15 protein-coding genes and 1 pseudogene are annotated in these 18,490 nt (G+C 64.7%); 7 read left to right on the top strand and 9 right to left on the bottom strand.

Features of this window, described 5'->3' with window-relative positions:
- Positions 1-38: 38 nt before the first annotated feature.
- A pseudogene (locus CH286_RS28170) lies at positions 39-239 on the bottom strand (hypothetical protein); the annotation flags it as partial.
- Positions 240-290: 51 nt separating this feature from the next.
- On the opposite strand from CH286_RS28170, the gene CH286_RS11645 reads away from it, so the two are divergent.
- Complete coding sequence (locus CH286_RS11645; protein WP_032380005.1) at positions 291-1,016, top strand: LpqN/LpqT family lipoprotein; 726 nt, start codon at positions 291-293, stop codon at positions 1,014-1,016.
- A gap of 62 nt (positions 1,017-1,078) precedes the next feature.
- Complete coding sequence (locus CH286_RS11640) at positions 1,079-1,390, top strand: hypothetical protein (protein WP_052077812.1); 312 nt, start codon at positions 1,079-1,081, stop codon at positions 1,388-1,390.
- 42 nt (positions 1,391-1,432) lie between these two features.
- Here the strand turns inward: CH286_RS11640 and CH286_RS11635 are convergent, their stop codons facing one another.
- Entirely contained in the window at positions 1,433-2,605 is a 1,173-nt protein-coding gene (locus CH286_RS11635) for an epoxide hydrolase family protein (protein WP_094609283.1), read from the bottom strand.
- Positions 2,606-2,684: 79 nt separating this feature from the next.
- Between CH286_RS11635 and CH286_RS11630 the strand changes: the two genes are divergently transcribed.
- Positions 2,685-3,251 carry a CGNR zinc finger domain-containing protein gene (locus CH286_RS11630; protein ID WP_094609282.1) on the top strand — a complete coding sequence of 189 codons (567 nt, stop codon included), beginning with the start codon at positions 2,685-2,687 and terminating at the stop codon, positions 3,249-3,251.
- Positions 3,252-3,305: 54 nt separating this feature from the next.
- Complete coding sequence (locus CH286_RS11625; protein WP_037149999.1) at positions 3,306-4,190, top strand: polysaccharide deacetylase family protein; 885 nt, start codon at positions 3,306-3,308, stop codon at positions 4,188-4,190.
- 352 nt (positions 4,191-4,542) lie between these two features.
- On the opposite strand, the gene CH286_RS28165 is transcribed toward CH286_RS11625, so the two are convergent.
- The 3 genes from CH286_RS28165 to CH286_RS11605 form a co-directional block, all read right to left on the bottom strand.
- Positions 4,543-6,237 (bottom strand): HNH endonuclease signature motif containing protein, encoded by a 1,695-nt coding sequence (locus CH286_RS28165; protein WP_242640218.1) that lies wholly within the window; start codon positions 6,235-6,237, stop codon positions 4,543-4,545.
- A 48-nt stretch (positions 6,238-6,285) separates the two neighbouring features.
- Positions 6,286-6,687, bottom strand: a complete 402-nt coding sequence (locus tag CH286_RS11610; RefSeq protein WP_032380001.1) for a DUF6855 family protein — start codon at positions 6,685-6,687, stop codon at positions 6,286-6,288.
- A 148-nt stretch (positions 6,688-6,835) separates the two neighbouring features.
- Entirely contained in the window at positions 6,836-8,668 is a 1,833-nt protein-coding gene (locus CH286_RS11605) for a multicopper oxidase family protein (RefSeq protein WP_037150005.1), read from the bottom strand.
- Between the two features lie 117 nt (positions 8,669-8,785).
- On the opposite strand from CH286_RS11605, the gene CH286_RS11600 reads away from it, so the two are divergent.
- Complete coding sequence (locus CH286_RS11600; protein WP_032379999.1) at positions 8,786-9,856, top strand: ABC transporter ATP-binding protein; 1,071 nt, start codon at positions 8,786-8,788, stop codon at positions 9,854-9,856.
- Positions 9,857-9,911: 55 nt separating this feature from the next.
- Here CH286_RS11600 and CH286_RS11595 read toward each other — a convergent pair whose 3' ends face one another.
- A complete protein-coding gene (locus CH286_RS11595) occupies positions 9,912-10,934 on the bottom strand; it encodes an aspartate-semialdehyde dehydrogenase (RefSeq protein ID WP_037150007.1) in 1,023 nt (340 codons plus the stop codon).
- A gap of 2 nt (positions 10,935-10,936) precedes the next feature.
- Complete coding sequence (locus CH286_RS11590; RefSeq protein WP_032379997.1) at positions 10,937-12,202, bottom strand: aspartate kinase; 1,266 nt, start codon at positions 12,200-12,202, stop codon at positions 10,937-10,939.
- 148 nt (positions 12,203-12,350) lie between these two features.
- On the opposite strand from CH286_RS11590, the gene CH286_RS11585 reads away from it, so the two are divergent.
- Together CH286_RS11585 and leuA are read left to right on the top strand one after the other, a co-directional pair.
- Positions 12,351-14,027: an FUSC family protein gene (locus CH286_RS11585; protein ID WP_037150010.1), complete on the top strand. Its 1,677-nt coding sequence runs from the start codon at positions 12,351-12,353 to the stop codon at positions 14,025-14,027.
- 163 nt (positions 14,028-14,190) lie between these two features.
- Positions 14,191-16,002: a 2-isopropylmalate synthase gene (gene leuA / locus CH286_RS11580; protein WP_037150013.1), complete on the top strand. Its 1,812-nt coding sequence runs from the start codon at positions 14,191-14,193 to the stop codon at positions 16,000-16,002.
- A 77-nt stretch (positions 16,003-16,079) separates the two neighbouring features.
- On the opposite strand, the gene CH286_RS11575 is transcribed toward leuA, so the two are convergent.
- Positions 16,080-17,579 (bottom strand): MFS transporter, encoded by a 1,500-nt coding sequence (locus tag CH286_RS11575; RefSeq protein WP_094609281.1) that lies wholly within the window; start codon positions 17,577-17,579, stop codon positions 16,080-16,082.
- A complete protein-coding gene (locus CH286_RS11570) occupies positions 17,576-18,409 on the bottom strand; it encodes an MBL fold metallo-hydrolase (RefSeq protein WP_094609280.1) in 834 nt (277 codons plus the stop codon). Before CH286_RS11570 ends, CH286_RS11575 begins: the two co-directional genes overlap by 4 nt.
- Positions 18,410-18,490: the final 81 nt, after the last annotated feature.

Below are 18,490 nucleotides of genomic sequence, written 5' to 3'. Positions count from 1 at the left end.
GTTGCGGGCGCATCGCCTGCCACCGCCTGGGGTGTCGATTCTGTTGTGCTGGAATCGGATTGCGCCGAGCCACCGCACGCGGACAAGGCCAACGCCACCACCCCGACCACCGCGAACGTCTTCACTACTGACCTCATAGCTGCAGACGCTAACCAGCGAGGATTGGAAATCGATTGGAAGGTGCACCCGATCTTCCAATCCATTTCCAATGTCACGGTTCTACGATCCGGTCGGTTCGATCCCTGCTGTAGCGACCTGAATGCTGTATCCGAACGAACGAAAGAGGACCGATGACACTCTCTACTATTGGCGTTCGTGGGGCCGCATGTGCTGCCGTGGTGATACTCGGGCTCACCGCCGCCGGATGCAGCAGTAGCTCCGACACGGCAACGGCCACGACCTCGGCAGCCGCAACCACGACAACAGAGGCAGCCGCGACCACGACGGTCAAGAAGCTGGCACCCGCCACCACCACCGAAGCCCCCGCCGGCCCCAACCCCACCATCGCCGACTACATCGTCGACGCGGGCCTGACCGAAATCCCCGTCACCCGTGACGATCCCACCGCGCCCACCATCAACCTCGCCATCCCGGAAGGCTGGGTGGACGCGGCCGAACAGACCCCCGAGTGGGCCTACGGTGCGATCATCTACCCGGAGGTCGCCGCCGACGAACGCACCCCGAGCATGATCGCCATCGTCTCCAAGCTCGAAGGCGACGTCGATCCTCAGGCCATCATCGACTATGCCCCAGGCGAATTGATGAACCTTCCCCAATTCACCCCGTCCGGCGAGGGTGCCGTGTCGACTCTGTCGGGCTTCCCGGCGTACCAGATCGCCGGAACCTACGTCGACGAGACAGGGGCCGAGCTGGTGTCGGCGCAGAAGACCGCGATCATCACCGGGCAGGACGGCTACTACATCCTGCAGATCAACGTCGACGGCAGCGTCGATCAGTTCGACCTACTGGTCGACGCCACCACCCAGGTGGACGACCAGACTGTCATCACCCCGTAATTCGTTGCCGAGCACGGTGATCGGAGCTGGGATGCTCCGATCACCGTGAGACAGGTTTGACAATGTCCACAGCACCGCCGAGCACTGTCTCGCCATTGAGCATCGGACCCGACGAGCCGTATTCGGAGCCCAAACGCTTTCTCCGCAAGCTGAATCCACTGCGCTGGCTGGCGCTGGCGAACGGCACACCCGTGGTGCTGAAACAGATACTTCAGCTGGGGCTGCTCATCGTGTGGCCGGTGTGGTTCGTGTGGGTGATAATCCGCGCAGTCTGCTTCTTCGCCTTCTGGCTGCTGCTCTACCCCGTCCGAGCGAATCAGAAGAAGAACCACCCCGAGGACTACGCCCGAGCACAAGCGCGCCGACTGCCCTGACGCGATCGGCTACTGCCGAATATCATTGCTCGGTAGCTTGTTTCATCGAATACCCGCGGCCGAAAGTACGGCCGCGAAGCCCTCTTGCAGATCCCTGACGAAGTAGGTGGGATCTTCCAGCGAAGGAAAGTGGCCCCCACTCTCGGGAGCCTTCCATCGAACGATCTGCCGGAAGCGGTGCTGAGCCCACGGCCGAGGATTCTTCTCGATGTCGTGGGGGTACGTCGTGATAGCCACAGGAACATCGACCCGCAAATCCGGATCGAGCGAGTTGTGGCTCTCGCAATAGATCCGAGCCGACGATGCACCGGTGCGCGTGAGCCAGTACAGGGTGACGTTGTCGAGGATGGTGTCCCTGGAGATCGCCTCGAAGGGGCTGTCGTCGGTATCCGTCCATTCGGCGAACTTGTCGAGAATCCAGGCGAGTAGCCCCACCGGGGAGTCGACGAGTGAGTATCCGATCGTTTGCGGCCGGGTCGCCTGTTGTTTCGCGTACGCACAGTGATGCCGCCGGAAATTTTCGCTCTCGTCGGTCCATCTGCGCTCGTAGGGAGTGAGCGCTTCCGTCGTCATCCCCGGTGGCGGTTGCGCGAGAGTTGTGTGGATTCCGATGACATGCTCCGGAAACCGGCCACCGAGGATCGTGGTGATCACGCCTCCCCAATCGCCACCGTGGGCCAGAAACCGGTCGTAACCCAGCCTGTGCATCAACTCGACCCACGCGGCCGCGATCTTCTCGGTTCCCCATCCGGTCGCACTCGGCTTGTCGCTGAAGCCGAAGCCGGGCAGAGACGGGATCACCACGTGGAACGCCGGTGCCTCGGCATCTCGGGGATCCGCCAACTCGTCCACGATATCGACAAATTCGACGCAACTGCCCGGCCAGCCATGGGTCATGATCAGCGGGGTGGCATCCGCGCGTGCCGATCGTCGGTGCAGAAAGTGAATGCCGACGCCGTCGATCGTTGTGCGCCACTGGCCTACTCGACCGAGTCGTTCCTCGAACGATCGCCAGTCGTACTCGGTGCGCCAATAGTCGACGGTCTCGACGAGGTCGGCCAGAGGGACGCCTTGTTCCCATCGGCCCGTGCCGAACGACACCGTCTCCGCTTCCGGAAGGCGTGCAGCCTTCAATCGCGCACGTAGATCGTCGAGGTCCGCGTCGGACGCCAGGAACTCGAATGCGTGCACCTGCGTGGAGTTGAGTGTCGTCATGGGGTCTCCTTGATTGGAACCGGCTAAGCCAGTTCTACATCTCGAGGTGACCTCTTCGCAACCGGCTAAGCTGGTTCCCATGGCCGCCGAGTTCCCCGAGTTCCGCCCCGGCAGCGTGCTGTCCACCGCGTTCACCGGGACACTGACCGAGCGACGCGGCGACCCGCTGGAACGAATCCCGGTGCCGCACCGGTTCGTCGACTGGTTGGCACTGAATGGACTCCCCGTGGACAACTGCACCGCGGCCCAACTGGACCTGGCCCTGGAACTGCGAGAAGCGATACACCTCGCCGCGACGGCAGCAGCAGTCCACGAGGCTCTGCCCACGTCGGCCATTCAGATCGTCAACGACCACAGCGTTCGGGGCAACGCGTCGTTGGTCCTGACGCCCGAGGGCAACAGGCAATGGAAGTTGAACTCGGACTCAGCCGTCGAAGACGCCCTGGGAGTCATCGCTGCCGACGCCATCAGCATCATCGCCGGCGATCGGGACGGAAAGTTGGCACTGTGCGCATCGCCCACCTGCCGAGCCGCGTTCTTCGACACCAGCCAGAGCCGCAGCCGGAAATGGTGCGACATGAATACGTGCGGAAATCGTCAGAAGAAGGCGCGGTTCGTTGCCAATCAGCGTCGTAATTCCGTGTGAGTCGATCGACCGTGAAGCAGTTTGCGCCGACGAGCCGTGGGCAATTCTGCCGGTATGCCACTCGCCTCTCACGGACGCTTCGACTACTCCCCCATCGTCGATCGGCCACAGTTCGACTGGCCGGGTGACGCGCGCCTCGCGGTGTACGTCGCCGTCAACTGCGAACACTTTCCCTACGACGACGGCGAACCCGGGCTTGGATACACGCCCGCGATGGATCAGCCCAACACCTACAACTGGGGCTGGCGTGAGTACGGCAACCGCGTGGGTGGTTTTCGGATCGCAGAGACGTTGCAGCAGAGCGGAGTCCGCCCGACACTCCTCGTGAACACCGAGGTGTACGGGCATGCCCCACGGCTGGTCGACGCTTTCCGTGCTCTCGGTGCAGAGGTCGTCGCGCACGGCAGAACCAATGCCGTCCAACCGAACGACCTGGTCGAGGACGCCGAGCGCCGCTCGATCGACGAGGTGACGACAGCTATCGAACATCACGAAGGCTCGCCGCCTCGCGGGTGGATGAGTCCCGGCGCCAACCCCAGCCGCGTGACCGAAGACCTGCTCGCCGAACGCGGTTACGAGTACACCTTGGATTGGCCGATCGACGATCAACCCGTGTGGCTAGAGACCCGGGGCGGCCCATTGCTGAGCGTCCCGTATCCCCACGAGGTCAACGATCTCCCGGTGTTCGTTCACCACCATCAGACCGCAGAAACGTTCGAGCACAACATAATCGACAGCTTCGACGAGCTGAAGGAGAACTCGTCGCACCAACCCGTGGTGCTGGCGATCTCCCTGCACACTTTCCTGACTGGACAGCCCTACAGACTTCGACGGTTCCGCTCGGCTCTGAAGCACATGACCGACAACAGTGACGGCGTCTGGTTCACCACTCCGGGCGACATCGCGGCGCACTACCGAGGGCTGGTACCTCCGCCCTAGGTCGGTCGTCGACCCCTGACCGACGGGTAGACGACGCATAGTCCACCGCTGGAGCGGCGAGCGACTAGTCCCTGGGCGGCCACCGATTGGCGAGGTGCTCAGTTCTCTGGTCGACGCGGCGTTGGCCCGAATGACCATGCATGCCGGTCGTGCCCCGCGGAAGCCAGCCCGGCGATGGCGATCGGGTGAGCGAGAGAACCGCGGATACAAGCGATGTCGGGCCCGTCCGTGCTCATCGACAGCGCCGTGCATACGGGGAGGCCGCACGCCGAAGCCTCACCGATGGCCGCGCGGCCGACGCAAGGCTCCGATGGGGAATGGCTGGGGCGCTTCAGCGGCCGACCATAAGTGGTCAGGCTGCGCGTCGTTTTCGTCGGTGGTAGCTGGGGAGTGGTTGTCTTCTGGGGTCGACGGATTCGGGTGGGATGGCGTACGGGTGTCCGTCCTCGCCCATGATCAGTTGCCAGTCGCCGTGGTGGACGAGTCGGTGGCATTCCCCGCACACCAACGCGAGGTTGTTCAGATCGGTTGCGCCGCCGTCTTCCCAGAACTTCACGTGGTGGGCTTGGCACCACTGCGCAGGGCGGCCACACATCACGCAGCAGGTATCGCGGATGGTCAGCGCGATGCGTTGATCGTCGCTCGCGAGCCTGGTGGTGCGCCCGAGGGCGAGCGGAACGCCGTGGTGGTCGACGATGACCGGGGCCAGGTCGGCGTCGCAGGTGAGAAGTTCTGCAAGGAAGCGACTGATCGGGCCGGTCCAGTCGAGGTGGAACGGCCAGTCGGCGTCGCCCGGCTCGGGCGCAGACTTCTGCACGCCGCAATCACCACCGGTGGTATTGCTACCGTTTGCTGCTTCGCCGAGAGCATCGGTGTTACCTCGGGCTGCGCCGTCAGGACGCGGGTCGGTAAGACCGGCGCTGTCATCATCTTCGTGCCGCACAGAGTCGCCGCCGGAACCGGCACAGCGACGGCCGGCACCGCCGTTCGACGAGCTCTCGGCGAATGCACCGGTTCCCGTCGAATCCGTTGTTGCGCTTCCGGGTTGCTCCTTGCCGCCGTGGGCGAGCAAGTCTCGTAGCGGAACGATCAGGTGCACCGCCGCCCGCGACCCGCCCGCCGGCCCGCGGGTGCTGCCGCGCAGGTGCCGGTCGAGGATCTGATCGAGGGCGTCGGCTCGCCGCTTCGACGGGCTACGTGGATCGCGTTCGCCACCGGGATCTGGCCGCGGTGCAGTCAACGGCGACAGGGCGGTGAGCATTTTCTCGGCGAGGAGCCGGTCGACGCTGCCGCCGAGCTGATAACGACCGTTGGCAAGAGGATGCAGATCGAACCGGTTCAGATCCGGGTTCTCCGACACCGGCACCGGCTTTGGTCCCGCCGGAAGCGGTTGCTGCCCAGCAGGTTCGGGACCGGTATTACCACCTGCATCACCACTACCCGCATCACCGCCATCTGCATTACCGCCACTCACATCACGGTCACCCGCATCGTGGCCGGCTCTGGCAGCATCGCGGGATCGGCTCAGATCTTCGCGTTCCCGCTCGCGTCGTTCCTTCTCCGCCTTCTCGTGACGAGCACGAGCATCGTCTGCCGCTGAATGCGCCAAGGCTTGCGCACGCGAAGTGACCGAGCCTGCGGTGCTCCGTCGAGCGGTGTCGAGCAGTTCCGCGACGACGGCCGCGCGTCGATCCTCACCCAACGTCGGGTCGGCCACCAGTACGACGTCGTAACCCTCGGCGATTGCCGAGGCGTGCGCGGCGTGAATCTCACCGCAGGCGAGGGCGTCGAGCACAGTGTGGTGATCGTGCAGCCAGTACCCCAGTGCGTTCTGGCGGGCCGCTGATCCGTCGGTGATCCGGACCGATCGGGCGTACCAGCGGGTGACGGACGAGTGCCCGAGTTTCATCGCCAAGCCACGTCGGTCAATTTCGGCAAGCAGCGTCAATCTGGTTGCAGCGAGTGCGTTTTCGAGGGATGTCACGTCAGCGAGCTCGGAGACCAATTCCTGGTCCGCGAGCCCGAACACATCCCCCCATGTCTTCACACCACGAAAGCTATACCCACCCACCGACACACTTTTTCGATGACCGCTTTACAGGGCACGCATGCTGTTGTTCCGGGCATTGTGAGTGAGCTCGGCCAGGCCGAGCTCTTCGAGGAGCGGCGGCAGGTACATCCCGAACCGGCCGCGGTATCCGTTCCTGAGCCCGTACCAACCGCCGACCGGGTTGTCCTCTGAGCGCCCCCACGCTTCGACCGTGTCAGGAGCAGCCGGCTTCTTCTCGTCTGCGGCACCGAGCAATACCCAGTCGGCACGTTCGGTGAGCCAGCCGTGCAAATCCTCGATTGCCTCGATGCGGTATCGCAGTGTCGTCGAACCCACCTGGCATACGAGGGCAGGTGGCTCGTGGTCGGGATCGCGGTACATGGTGTACGCCGAGGTGCCGGGGGCGGTGGTGAGAGCCCACGGGTCGGATTTGGTTCCGCTGGTCATGGCCGGGGTCCGTTCCGTTGTCGCAGTCAGCCGATGGGCAGAAAGATCGACCGAGCACGGTGATTGCCTTACGCGGCTCGGTCAGTGTGGGCCGACCGGACGGTGAACGCAACCAGCTCCCGACCCCGGACAGGTTCGGGTGACTACGTCACGGAGCGACGGTGCGGTACCGCAGCATCATTTCGTGGTCCTCGTGATCGAGCATGTGGCAGTGCCACATGTACCCCTGCAATTCGGATGGACCCGAAGCCGGCATGTCATGACCGCCCATATCGTGGCCGCTCATATCGCTACCGCCGTGGTGCGCTGCCGGTCCCGCGAAGGTGGCGTCGGGGTCGAACCCGAGTTCGTCGGCCGTCGGGAATCGGACGAGGATCTGGGTGACGGTGCCCGGGTACGTGTTGACGGTGTCCTTCCACCCGGCTTCCCAGGTAGCCGGGGGCACCGATGGACCGGTGAGGAACTTCTCCACCGGCGGAGCCCATCTGGTGCCGAACGTGGGCCGGGGAAAGTCGCGTTGGTACGCGGCGAGGTCGATCGGAATACGTCCCAGCGTCCGAAAGTGCGCCAGGTGCAGGTGAATCGGGTGTGGTTCGACCGTCGTGTTGACGATGTTCCACATCTCCACGGTGCCCTGCTTCGGCATCTCGATGTCCGGGTCGGAGTACCGCAGGTTGTTCAGGTTCATCAGCGTCATGTCCAGGTTCAGCCCACTGGAGGGCTGGTTCACGGTGACGGTGCGGGTAAAGGTGGGGGTCGGCAACGGCGGCAATACATCCGGCTGCCCCTTTCCTCCGCGCAGCAACGACGGCATAACGCCCCGGAACCCCGCCGCGGACGCGACGCGGAACTGGCAGAACATCGGCATCGGGACAGCTCCGAGCGACGCCGCCTGAGCCGGTGGCGGTTCGTCGTTGAGCAACTCGACCAACGCCCCTGCTTCGACGGCACCGAAGTCGACCAGGATGTCGGCGCGTTCGGCAGGCGCAAGGCGGATGCTGGTGGTTTCCACCGGGGCGTCGAGCAATCCCCCGTCGTTCCCGATGACCCAGAAGCGTAACTTGTTGGTGAAGAACAGGTTCCACACACTGTACGACCCGGCGTTGACCAGGCGCAGCCGGTACATCCCGCGGGCGACTTCCATCGTCGGCCAGATCTTGCCGTTCACGACGCCCACGTCGCCGGTGCCGCCGCCTTCCCACTTACCCTGCGGCACGGTGATGTTGGAACGGATGCTCATGCTGCCGTCGGGATTCATGATCTTTTCCTGCAGCACCAGCGGCAGCTCGAACTCACCCGAGGGCAGTCCGAGGGCGTTGTCGGAGGTGCCGGTGTCCCAACGATCACGGACGAGGTTCATGCCGAGCAGGCCCGCGTAGACGTTGATGCGCGTGATCGACATGGCGTGGTCGTGGTACCAGAGTCCTGCGGCGTCGTTGAGCCCCGGGAAGTTGTGCGTCATGGATTCACCGGGGCGCACCAGCATCTCCGAGTGACCGTCGCTCGCCGGTTCGGTGATGCTGCCGTGCAGGTGCAGCGACGTCGGCGTCATCGTGCGATCCATCTCGCTCATGCCGTGCAGCGAGGTGTCGATGTCGGCGGCGAGAGGGTTACCGGCGGTGGTGTTCGAGTACTTCAGCGTCCAGGGCTGGCCTTGCTGCGACTCGATGGTGGGCCCGAGGTAGTCGCACTGGCCGTAGCCGAACGTGGGACCGGGTCGCAGGTCGGCATGGAAGGCATGGGTGGAGCTGTGTGCGTCGAGCGTGACCTCGGTACCGCTGATGAGTGGCAATCGCGGCAGTTCGTCACGGAACGGCGTCAGCGGCGGCGAATGGAAGAGGAGAGGACTCTGCCCGCGGAGGAAGTCGTCGGCCAGTGCTCGACGGGTGGTCGATGCCACGGGTAGTGCTGCTGCGCCGGCTGCCACTGCGGCCGCCGCCAGCCCGCGTAGGGCGGTTCGTCTGGACACGGAGCCGCTCACCCGGCCACCTTCCTCCTGGTTGTGATTGGGCCCATACTATGTGCTGGTCGGCTCCCGCCGTCACCCCACACTCGGATCGTCCGGCACGTTCCTGCCGGTGGAGGGATCTATTTCGTCATGGCAACAATCTCGTTCGAGCGCACGACCAGGCTTTTTCCCGGCTCCGACACCCCCGCGGTGAACGAGCTCGACCTGCACATCGAGGACGGTGAGTTCCTCGTTCTGGTCGGCCCCTCCGGCTGCGGCAAGTCGACGTCGCTCCGGATGCTCGCGGGGCTCGAAGAGGTCAATTCCGGTCGCATCCTCATCGGCGGCAAGGACGTCACCAATTCCGAGCCCAAGGATCGCGACATCGCGATGGTGTTCCAGAACTACGCGCTGTACCCGCACATGACCGTCGCCGAGAACATGGGGTTCGCGCTCAAGCTGGCGAAGGCGAACAAGGAAGACATTCGCACTCGCGTCGAGGAGGCCGCGAAGCTGCTCGACCTCGAGCCGTACCTGGATCGCAAGCCGAAGGCCCTCTCCGGCGGTCAGCGTCAGCGAGTTGCCATGGGCCGCGCCATAGTCCGGCAACCTCAGGTGTTTCTGATGGACGAGCCGCTATCCAACCTCGACGCCAAACTGAGGGTTCAGACGCGGACGCAGATCGCACAGCTACAGCGCCGGCTCGGCACGACTACGGTGTACGTCACCCACGATCAGGTCGAGGCCATGACGATGGGTGATCGCGTCGCAGTCCTGAAAGGTGGTGTGCTGCAACAGTGCGCCACTCCCCGCGAGCTCTACCGCACCCCGGTCAACGCGTTCGTCGCCGGGTTCATGGGCTCGCCGTCGATGAACCTGTTCCGCGCTCCGGTCACCGACGGCGGCGTCCGCCTGGCCGATCAGGTGATTCCGGTGCCTCGTCAGACTCTGGGCTCGGCCACCGAGGTGATGTTCGGTATTCGGCCCGAGCACATCGAGATTGCCGACAGCGGAATAGCTCTCGAGATCGACGTCGTCGAGGAGCTCGGTTCCGAGGCCTTCGTGTTCGGACGAGCGGACATCAACGGCAAGTCCGAAACCATTGTCGCTCGGGCCGATTGGCGTAGCCCGCCCGAGAAGGGCGACCGCGTCCATGTGCGCATCGACGACGCGCACGCGCACATCTTCGACGCCTCCGCCGAAGGTCACCGCCTGAACTGATCACCCCCGTCGTGCGCGTTGTGCGTAATTCCAGCTACGCACAACGCGCACGACCTCAGACCAGCAGCTCGGCGATCTGAATGGTGTTGAGCGCGGCACCCTTACGCAGGTTGTCGCCCGAGACGAACAGGGCCAGTCCACGGCCCTCGGGAACGCCCGGGTCCTGACGGATGCGGCCGACGAGGGAGTCGTCCTTGCCTGCGGCTTCGAGCGGGGTCGGTACGTCTACCAGCGAGACGCCCGGTGCGGAGGCCAGCAGTTCCCGGGCCCGCTCGACCGACAACGGTGAACCGAACTCGGCATTGATCGACAGCGAGTGTCCGGTGAACACCGGCACCCGCACGCAGGTACCGCTGACCAGCAGGTCCGGCAGTCCGAGGATCTTGCGCGATTCGTTGCGCAGCTTCTGGTCCTCGTCTGTCTCGCCGGATCCGTCGTCCACCAACGCGCCGGCCAAGGGCAGGACGTTGAAGGCGATGGGCGCGACGTACTTGTTCGGGGCCGGGAAATCGACCGACGAACCGTCGTGCACCAGCTTTTCGACGTCATCGATGACGGCGCGCGCCTGGGTGGCGAGCTCGTCGACGCCGGCGAGACCGCTACCGGAGACGGCCTGGTAGCTCGAGACGATCAGTCGCTGCAAGCCGGCTTCGTCGTGCAGCACCTTGAGCACCGGCATGGCAGCCATGGTGGTGCAATTGGGGTTGGCGATGATGCCGCGCGGCGGGTTCTTCGCCGCCTCGGGGTTCACTTCACTGACCACCAACGGCACGTCGGCGTCCTTGCGGAACGCGGACGAGTTGTCGATGACGACCGCGCCGGCCGCCGCGAACCGCGGTGCCTGCTCACGGGAGAGCGTGGCTCCTGCCGAGAACAGTGCGATATCGATGCCGGTCAGATCGGCGGTGGAGGCGTCCTCGACGATGATCTCCTCGCCGCGGAACGGCAGCTTCTTGCCCGCCGAGCGTGCGGAGGCGAAGAATCGAACGGTGTCGGCGGGAAAGTTGCGCTCCTCCAACAGGGTTCGCATGACGGCACCGACCTGGCCGGTGGCTCCGACTACTGCAACTGTGGTCATGGTTATCGTCCTGTTCCCGCGTGTACTACGGCTTCTTCGTCGCCACCCAGATCGAAGGCGGCGTGCAACGCGCGCACTGCTTCGTCGAGCTGGGTGTCGCTGCACAGCACCGAGATACGGATCTCGGAGGTGCTGATGAGATCGATGTTGATACCGGCGTCGGCGAGAGCCTCACAGAACGTCGCGGTCACACCGGGGTGGCTCTTCATGCCGGCACCGACGAGCGAGACCTTGCCGATGTGGTCGTCGTAGAGCACCTGCGCGAAGCCGATTTCGGCCTGCAGCTTGGTGAGCTTCTCCACTGCCGTCGGGCCGTCGGCCTTGGGGCAGGTGAAGGTGATGTCGGTCTTACCGGTGTCGATCTTCGAGACGTTCTGCAACACCATGTCGATGTTGATTTCCGAATCGGCGACGGCGCGAAAGACCTTGGCGGCGTAACCGGGGGTGTCGGGCAGACCGACGACCGTGACCTTCGCCTCGCTGCGATCGTGTGCGACGCCGGTGAGAATTGCTTCTTCCACTGGAATGTCCTCCATAGATCCGGAGACGATCGTTCCGGGTTTTGTGGTGTACGACGAGCGCACGTGTACGGGAACGTTGTAGCGACGGGCATATTCGACGCAACGCAGCATGAGCACCTTCGCGCCGCAGGCGGCCATCTCCAACATCTCCTCGAACGAGACGGTGTCGAGCTTCTGAGCGTTGGGAACGATGCGCGGGTCGGCGGTGAAGATACCGTCGACGTCGGTGTAGATCTCGCAGACATCGGCGTTCAACGCCGCGGCGAGCGCGACGGCGGTGGTGTCGGACCCACCACGACCGAGCGTGGTGACGTCCTTGCTGTCCTGGCTGACGCCCTGGAATCCGGCGACCAGAACGATCGAGCCTTCGTCGAGCGCGCTGCGCACGCGGCCGGGGGTGACGTCGATGATCTTGGCGTTTCCGTGCACGCTGGTGGTGACGACGCCTGCCTGGGAACCGGTGAACGACCGCGCCTCGGCACCGAGCGAGTGGATGGCCATCGCGACCAGCGCGTTGGAGATGCGTTCACCCGAGGTGAGCAGCATGTCCATCTCGCGGGCCGGCGGGGCCGGGCACACCTGCTGGGCCAGGTCGAGTAGTTCGTCGGTGGTGTCGCCCATCGCCGACACGACGACGACAACGTCGTTGCCCGCCTTCTTGGTCTCGACGATTCGTTCAGCGACGCGTCGGATACGTTCGGCGGTCCCCACCGACGATCCACCGTACTTCTGGACGATGAGAGCCACGCGTATTACCTCCGCTGGATAGCCGACAATCGTTCGATTGTCCGCGGGTCACCTTACCGAGCGAGCGGCCCGAACAGTGGTCCGGGTAGCTCCGAGCTGGGATTTCAGGGTGGTCTGCCTGCGGCTTCGCCTGTCCTAACATGTTCGAGTGACCGTTCCAGAACATCTCCCACCACCGCCGGCCCGAGGTCTGCGGGTGCTCTTCGGGCTGCCCGCTGTCGGCCGCCGCTGGCCGGGCGGTCTGCGTTCGGCGCTGGCGTTCGGGGTTCCGGCGATCGTGGCGTGGCTGCTCGGGTTCCACACCGAGGCACTACTGGTGGTCTCGGGCAGTTTTGCGGTGATCTACGGCGAGGGTCGCCCCTATCGATCGCGCTGGTGGGTAGTGCTGATTGCAGGCGGCGCGCTCGTGGCCTCGGTGTGGCTCGGCGCGACGGCCGGGCAGCTCGCCCTCGACTTCGGCGAGACCGGGTGGGCCCGGATGATTCCGGTGGCCGTGCTGTCGGTTCTCGCACTCGTTGCGGTCTACGTCGTTGCGGCGCTTCGACTCGGTCCGCCGGGGGCCTTCTTCTTCGTGCTGGTGTGCGCGGTCGCGTCGTACCTCCCTGCCGCCGACATCAGCGCGACCCGCGGCGCCGTCTGTGCGGCTATCGGCGTCGCGTCGGCGCTGGTGGTCGCGATGTCCGGGGTGGTGCGGGATCCGAAAGGACCCGAACGGGCGGCGGTCGGTGCGGCGGTGGCCGCGATCGAGAAATACACGAGCGCGTCGACGGCCTCCGTCGCCGATCGGCACACTGCCGCCTCCCGTCTGCACGCGGCGTGGGCCGCGGTGTACGAGGCCGGATCGGTGAAATCGACCTCGCGCCCTCCGCTGGTACAGACGCTGTTCGACGCCCATCTTGCGTTTGCGGCTGCCACGTCGGCGCGCGCCGGCACCGTGCCGGACCCCGAGAACGAGGCGGAATCGGCACGAGATCAACTGCCGCTGGCTCGTCCGAGCATCGGCTATCGGTTGAAGCGGTCGTTGCATCGAGATTCACACGCGGCGTCCACGGCGATCCGGGTGTTCTGCGCGGCGGCAGCTGCGGGCGGGATCAGTGTGGCGCTGGGTCTGAGCAGGCCGGATTGGGCGATCCTCGGCGCAGTCCTGGTGCTCCAGCAGGGGCCGGATCGCGTCCACGGGTCATACCGCGGCATGCAGCGACTCGGCGGCACTCTGGCCGGAGTGGTGTTGTTCTCGGCAATCTATCTCTCGCCGCTGACCGGTCTCGCCGTGATCGTGGTGCTGATGGTGCTGCAGTTCGCGATCGAGATCAGCGTGGCGCGCAACTACGGTCTCGCCGTCACATTCATCACCCCGCTCGCGTTGTTGATGGGCACCATCTCGCATCCGGGTGCTCCGCTCGGCGGCATCGTGGTGGATCGGGTGGTCGAAACCGCGGTGGGGGTTGCCCTCGCGTTCGCGGCCCTGTGGTTGTTGTTGCCGGGCGCTTTTCGACGCGCACTGTTGTGGTCCGATCGGCGGGTTCTGGACCTGACCGCCCGTTTGCTGACCACGCTGCGAACCGAGACGGTCACGGCGGCAGCCACTCTGACGCTTCGAAGGGACGTGCAGTTCGAGCTGGTCGGCGCAGCGCTCGCGGGAGCCGAAGCGGCGCACAACGATCGCCGCTGGGCGCATCGCGTGTGGACCCGCCATGCAGAGGTCGATCACCTCGGATACGAACTGCTCGCACAGTGTTGGACCGCGGCCGATGTCGGACGGCTGAACGACATCGAGCAGTGGCAGCGCAGGCACGACACCGTCGCCGAAAAAGTCGACTCCTGAACCCTGGGGTAGGCGGTCGGTCTGCGGTAGTACACTCACCCCATGCTGCGAGCTCTCCTTCTTAACAGCCGCGACGGGGTCTGAGACCAGACTGGCTTCCCGTCGCGGGGTTCGTTGCGCCGGTCGAACACATTGTTTTGATCTGTACGGAGAGACGAAGACCATGTCACCAGCCGACGCATTCACCTCGGGATCTCGCACCATCACCCCGCCCTCGCGGCCCGCACCCAGCGACCAGCCCGCCTGGAACACCCAGAAGAACTCCTCGATGCCCACGTTCCGTTATCGGCCGTTCGCCGAGGAAGTGGAAGCCATCACCCTCCCCGACCGCACGTGGCCGGACAAGATCATCGACCGGACGCCGCAGTGGTGTGCGGTGGATCTGCGCGACGGCAACCAGGCTCTGATCGACCCGATGAGCCCGGCCCGCAAGCGCCGCATGTTCGATCTGCTGGTTCGGATGGGCTACAAGCAGATCGAGGTCGGCTTCCCGTCGGCCAGCCAGACCGACTTCGATTTCGTCCGCGAGATCATCGAAGACGGCGCGATCCCCGACGACGTCACCATCCAGGTTCTGACGCAGTGCCGTCCCGAGCTGATCGAGCGCACCTTCGTCGCCTGCGAGGGTGCCCGAAGCGTCATCGTGCACTTCTACAATTCGACCTCGATCCTGCAGCGCCGAGTGGTGTTCCGCGCCGATCGTGATGTCATCAAGAAGATCGCCACCGACGGTGCCCGCAAGGTTCTCGAGGAAGCTGCCAAGTTCCCCGATACCGATTGGCGCTACGAGTACTCCCCCGAGTCCTACACCGGCACAGAACTTTCCTACGCCAAAGAGGTGTGCGACGCGGTCACCGCGATCATCGACCCCACGCCCGACAAGCCGTTGATCCTGAACCTGCCCGCCACGGTCGAGATGGCGACACCGAATGTCTACGCCGACTCGATCGAGTGGATGAGCCGCAACCTCGATCGCCGCGACAGCATCGTGCTGTCACTGCATCCGCACAACGACCGCGGAACCGGTGTTGCCGCAGCAGAACTCGGCTACCAGGCCGGCGCAGACCGCATCGAGGGCTGCCTGTTCGGAAACGGCGAGCGCACCGGCAACGTCTGCCTCGTCACGCTGGGTCTGAACCTGTTCACCCGCGGCGTCGATCCGCAGATCGACTTCTCCAACATCGACGAAGTCCGCCGAACCGTGGAGTACTGCAACCAACTTCCCGTCGCCGAGCGCCACCCGTACGGCGGAGATCTGGTCTACACCGCTTTCTCCGGCAGCCACCAGGACGCCATCAACAAGGGCCTGGATGCAATGAAAGTCACTGCGGACGAGCAGGGTACGGACATCGGCGACGTCACGTGGCAGGTTCCGTACCTGCCCGTCGACCCGAAGGACGTCGGCCGCACCTACGAGGCCGTCATTCGCGTCAACTCGCAGTCCGGCAAGGGTGGAGTCGCGTACATCATGAAGTCCGATCACGGACTGAACCTGCCGCGTCGTCTTCAGATCGAGTTCTCCCAGGCCGTGCAGCGCATCACCGACGGTGAGGGCGGCGAGGTCTCGCCGAAGGAGATGTGGGACGTCTTCGCCGAGGAGTACCTGACGCCGATCCGTCCGCTCGAGCGCATCAAGCAGTCGGTCGTCGCGGCCGAGCACGACGGCGGCACCGACACGATCACCGCGACGGTCAAGGTGGACGGCGTCGAGCAGGAGATCTCCGGCTCCGGCAACGGACCTCTCGCCTCCTTCGTCGACGCGCTGTCCACCATCGGCTACGACGTCAGCGTGCTGGACTACTCCGAGCACGCCATGTCTGCGGGCGACGACGCCCAGGCTGCGGCCTACGTCGAAGCTTCGGTCACCTCGCCTGCGGGCGTCGCCACCACCGTCTGGGGCGTCGGAATCGCGACATCGATCACCACCGCGTCACTGCGTGCCGTGGTGTCGGCGGTGAACCGCGCGCTGCGCTGACCTGCACCACCGAGAAGCCGCCCATTCGTCGCGAATGGGCGGCTTTTCGCTGTGCGCACAGCGTCCGGTTCCGCGCCTCAGCGCTGCTCGACAGTTCTGGAATGCCTGGCCGCGATGGACACAGCCACCGTGAGGGATGCGATGACGATCATCGCGCCGAGGGTGCGGCCGTATCCGGTGAGGAGCTGATCCACTGCGGCTTCCGACACGTCACTGACGGTTCCAGCGAACACGAATTTCCGCAGTTCGAGAGGCATCGCGCTGGTCACCACCGACAGGATCACCGCTGTCCCGACCACGAATCCGCTGGTCTGCAGCAGCAGGCGCATGGCGTTGGCGATGCCGAGACGTTCGTCGGGAAGATCACGCATGAGGGCCGTCGCATTCGATGGCATGAACAGGCCGGATCCGAATCCTGCGAGCGCGAGCCCCGACAGCACGACAGCTGAGTGCATTCGTCCCGTTGTCGACACCAGGAGTATCAGCAGTGCGAACACTGTCAGGATATTTCCGGCGACGGACAGCGACGACGCAGAGATCTTGCGCTGCAACGGCCCGGATCCGAGTGATGCCACAAGGGCTGCGACAGCGACGGGCAGCACCATCAGCCCGGCTTCGAGTGGGCTGACTCCGGACACTGCCTGGAAGTACAGGGCAAACAGCAGCACTATCCCGCTCTGCGAAATCGAGTTCATGAAGGACGCCAGGAGGCCGAACCCGAACGGCCAGTGTTTGAACAGAGCGACGTCGATGAGCGGGTTGGGAACACGGCGCTCGAACCACAGAAACAGTGGCACCACCACCACTGCCACCGCCAGACCGCCCACCACGAGCGGGTGCGACCAGCCAAGCGAGGTGGCTTGCGACAGCGCAGCCAAACCACTGGTCAACGCGACGAGAATCATTGCGTTGCCGCGCAGGTCGAGCGAATAACCTTTCGCACCACCACGGGGCGGAGACTTCAGCGCGATGGCACCCCAGACGAGACAGAGAATTCCGATCGGAACGTTGAACCAGAACACCCAGCGCCATCCCGCTTGCTGCGCGATCAAACCACCCAAGGTGGGTCCGCACAACTGCGCGATGGAGAACGACGCAAGGTAGATGCCCATCCCTTCACCGAGTCTGTGACGAGGAAATGCTGCGGTCACCAGTGCCGCACTGTTGGTGAGCAACATGGCACCTCCCGCCGCTTGCAACACGCGAAAAGCTACGAGCCACCACGCATTCGGAGCCAGACCGCACAAGATGCTGCCGGTGGTGTACAGGCCGAGGCCGGTGAGATACATGGTTCGACGGCCGAACATGTCGGCCATTCGTCCGAACGCAACGAGAAGCACGGTGTTGGTCAACAGGTACGCGAGCAAGATCCAGCTGGCCGCCACACTGCTCGCGTCGAAGTGGCGAACGACCGTCGGCAATGCAACGTTGAGTGCGCTGCCCGACATTCCCGAGACCATGCTGGCGAACGCAACCACCGACAGCGTTCTCCACGCGTCGTGCATCACCTGACGCTCGGATCGCGGTTCGACCTCCGGCCGCGGTGTCGTGCATTCGGTTTCGGACCGAGCCGTCATCGTCTGCGCCCCGAATCCGTTGCGGCCGAACCTAGACCCGAGTCGAGGAAGACGACCATGGACTCGACGGACGAGTGTGCAGCTTTCAACACGTCCGGGTCCTCGATGTGCCGGTACATGGCGGCAACCAGATCCTCGATCTCAGTCGTGCCTGAATCACGTAAAGCTGCAACCTGTTCGATGCGTCGTCGTCGTGCGGCAACCCGATGCAGTGCCGCGGCTTCCAGATCTGTGATCACCGGACCGTGCCCTGGCAGTCCGATCACCGATCCACCGTGGCCGATCTCGGCCAGCATGCACAGGCTCTCGAGCATGTCTGCCAGCAACGCCGGATGAACGACCGGCGAGCCGGCGCCGAGCAGGGTGTCGCCGGTCAGCACTACGTCGTCGTCCGGCAAACTCAGGCACACCGAATCCCGGGTGTGCCCGGGCGTACCCAGCACACGAGCCGTGACGTTGCCTGCCAACACAATTCGCTGTAGGTGCTCGATAGGGGTTCGCCCGAGCACCTCACGTTGCGCCAGCACCGTTGCCTTCGTTCGCTCGGCGAGCGCGTGCGCCCCGTCTGCGTGGTCGTTGTGCCCGTGTGTCAGCACGATTTCCGTCACCGTCCGATGGCCGGCCGCGGCGACGATCGAATCCAGGTGCCCGGCATCTGCCGGCCCTGGATCGATCACCGCACATTGCATGGCATCGGGTGCACCGATCAACCATGTATTGGTGCCCTCGAAGGTCCACGCACCGGCATTGGGAGCCAGCAGTCGCTCGACCCGGGGTGCAACCCGAACGGCGACACCAGGTACAGGTATCGCCCCACTCGATCCAGACATACGCGCCCTCTCTAGAAGCAACTTCTAGAATCGTACTCTCTAATTGACGCGCGGACTGCCGGAACCAAGACGACAATTGAG

It is taken from the genome of Rhodococcus sp. WWJCD1, assembly GCF_002258735.1.
Taxonomy (GTDB): Bacteria; Actinomycetota; Actinomycetes; order Mycobacteriales; family Mycobacteriaceae; genus Rhodococcoides.
This window is presented reverse-complemented; position numbering and strand designations above follow the sequence as displayed.